The following is a 2,717-nucleotide window of genomic DNA, read 5'->3' as shown; positions in this document are numbered from 1 at the left end:
CATAGTCCTGCACCGCCGGACGTGGCCGGTCGGTCGGCAACTCCAGCAATGCCGGCGCCCCCGCCAACGCCTGCTGCCAGTAGGCCGCCTGCGCCTGCAGCACCTCGCCATCGATCCAGCGTCGCTGCCAGACTGCATAGTCGGCGTACTGGATTGCCAGTGGCGGCAGAGGATCGTCGCGTCCTTCGCAATACGCGTTGTACAGCGCGCTGAATTCGTTGATCAGCACTCCCTGCGACCAGCCATCGGAGACGATGTGGTGCATCGTCACCAGCAGTACATGCTCGTCGTCNCGCGTTGTACAGCGCGCTGAATTCGTTGATCAGCACTCCCTGCGACCAGCCATCGGAGACGATGTGGTGCATCGTCACCAGCAGTACATGCTCGTCGTCGGCCATCCGGATCAGGCAACCACGCACCAGCGGGCCGGTGGCCAGATCGAACGGCGCGGCGGCTTCCTCGCCGGTCAGCCTCTCCAGTTCTTCTTCGGCATCGCTCTGATTGCGCAGGTCGTGTTCCTGCAATGCAAAGCCGCAGTGCGCATCGGCAATGTGCTGCACCGGAACGCCGTCGACCAGCACGAAGGTGGTGCGCAGCGATTCATGACGTGCGACGATGCGGTCCAGCGCAAGCCGCAGTGCCTGATGGTTCAGCACTCCGCCCAGGCGCAGATTGCGCAGGTCGTGTTCCTGCAATGCAAAGCCGCAGTGCGCATCGGCAATGTGCTGCACCGGAACGCCGTCGACCAGCACGAAGGTGGTGCGCAGCGATTCATGACGTGCCACGATGCGGTCCAGCGCAAGCCGCAGTGCCTGATGGTTCAGCACTCCGTCCAGGCGCAGGCCCATCGGCATATGGTACGCCTGGCTCACCCCTTGCATCTGCGACAGGAACCACAGCCGCTGCTGCGCATACGACAAGGGCAGCGGCTCTTCCCGCGACACGACCGTAATGGCCGGCAAGGGAGCATGCAGCTCCGCCTGTATGCGAATGTTGGTATGTGGTTAGAAGAGGGTTTGTGGTTCCTTACTGGGGTTCGCCATGTCATTTTTGGGAAAAGCTTGCATCCAGACGGAAATGGACANTGGTACGCCTGGCTCACCCCTTGCATCTGCGACAGGAACCACAGCCGCTGCTGCGCATACGACAAGGGCAGCGGCTCTTCCCGCGACACGACCGTAATGGCCGGCAGGTTGCTGCGCCCGGCACGGGTGAGCGATTGGGCCAGGCTCGCCAGCAGCGGATGCTCGAACAACCCGGTCACGCCGACTTCGGCACCCAGCACTTCACGGATGCGCGACACCACCCGCATGGCCAGCAGCGAGTGGCCGCCCAGATCAAAGAAGTGGTCGTTGCGTCCTATCTGTTGACTGTCGAGATTCAGCACTTCGGCCCAGATCGCCGCCAGTGCGGTTTCAACTTCGCCTTGCGGTGCTTCATACGCACGCGCCGCATAGGCATCGCCATCCGGCGCCGGCAGCGCCTTGCGGTCGAGCTTGCCATTCGAGTTCAGCGGCAGAGTATCGAGCTGCATCCAGGCAGTCGGCACCATGTACTCGGGCAGCACAGCTTGCAGACTGACACGCAGCGCTTCAGTATCGAGTTGCGCCTCCGCCGTCAGATAGGCGACCAGGCGCATATCGCCGGGCCGGTCTTCNGGCAGCACAGCTTGCAGACTGACACGCAGCGCTTCAGTATCGAGTTGCGCCTCCGCCGTCAGATAGGCGACCAGGCGCATATCGCCGGGCCGGTCTTCKCGCGCCAGYACTACCGCTTCGCGTACACCATCCTGCTCCAGCAGCTTCGCTTCAATTTCACCGAGCTCAATGCGGAAACCACGCAGCTTGACCTGATCGTCGTTGCGRCCCAGGAACTCGATACTGCCATCCTTCAGGTGGCGRCCCAGGTCGCCGGTTTTGTACATCCGGGCACCCGGCTCGCTGTTGAACGGGTCGGCAACAAAGCGCTCGGCTGTCAGTTCATCGCGGTTCAGATAGCCGCGCGCCACCTGCACCCCGCCAATGTGGAGTTCGCCCGCCACGCCTTGTGGCACCGGCTGACCATGCCCATCCAGCAAATAAATCCGGGTGTTGGCAATCGGATGACCGATCGGGATGTTGTCCGGCAGATCCTCCCCGCGGCATTCCCAGGCAGTCACTTCCACCGCCGCTTCGGTCGGCCCGTACAGGTTGATCAGCTGCGCCTGCGGCAAGACCTGCCGGCACTGGCGCGCCAGCGCACCAGGCAACGCTTCGCCGCTGCACACGATGCGGCGCAGGCTGGTACAGGTTTTAGCGTCCGGATGGGCAAGGAAACTCTGCAGCATCGATGGCACAAAGTGCAGCACCGTGATGGCTTGCTCGCGCACCACCCGTACCAGGTAGGCCGGGNTTAGCGTCCGGATGGGCAAGGAAACTCTGCAGCATCGATGGCACAAAGTGCAGCACCGTGATGGCTTGCTCGCGCACCACCCGTACCAGGTAGGCCGGATCCTTGTGCCCGCCCGCGCGCGCCATCACCAGCTTGGCGCCATTGAGCAGCGGCCAGAAGAATTCCCACACCGACACGTCGAAACTAAACGGCGTCTTCTGCAGCAGCGCCTCGTCGCCGCCCAGCCGGTAAGCATCCTGCATCCACAGCAGCCGGTTGACCACAGACCGGTGCTCGTTCATCACGCCCTTGGGCTGGCCGGTCGAACCGGACGTGTAGATCACGTA

Annotated in this window: 3 protein-coding genes and 2 pseudogenes; all 5 read right to left on the bottom strand. The window is 63.1% G+C overall.

The features are described from left to right. Nucleotides 1-265, bottom strand: a 265-nt coding sequence (locus ASE07_RS30320) for a condensation domain-containing protein (protein ID WP_327196081.1), incomplete at its 3' end; no start/stop codon positions are given. Nucleotides 266-293: 28 nt separating this feature from the next. Beyond that, the coding region (locus ASE07_RS30315) for a condensation domain-containing protein (RefSeq protein ID WP_327196080.1) at nt 294-962 on the bottom strand (669 nt) is incomplete at its 3' end. A gap of 123 nt (nt 963-1,085) precedes the next feature. After that, nucleotides 1,086-1,657: pseudogene (locus tag ASE07_RS30310) on the bottom strand (phosphopantetheine-binding protein); the annotation flags it as partial. A gap of 1 nt (nt 1,658) precedes the next feature. Further along, nucleotides 1,659-2,390: pseudogene (locus tag ASE07_RS30305) on the bottom strand (amino acid adenylation domain-containing protein); the annotation flags it as partial. A gap of 1 nt (nt 2,391) precedes the next feature. Further along, nucleotides 2,392-2,717 (bottom strand): AMP-binding protein (locus tag ASE07_RS30300; protein ID WP_268793479.1); only part of this gene is annotated, 326 nt, incomplete at both ends.

It is taken from the genome of Noviherbaspirillum sp. Root189, assembly GCF_001428545.1.
Taxonomy (GTDB): domain Bacteria; phylum Pseudomonadota; class Gammaproteobacteria; order Burkholderiales; family Burkholderiaceae_D; genus Noviherbaspirillum.
This window is presented reverse-complemented; position numbering and strand designations above follow the sequence as displayed.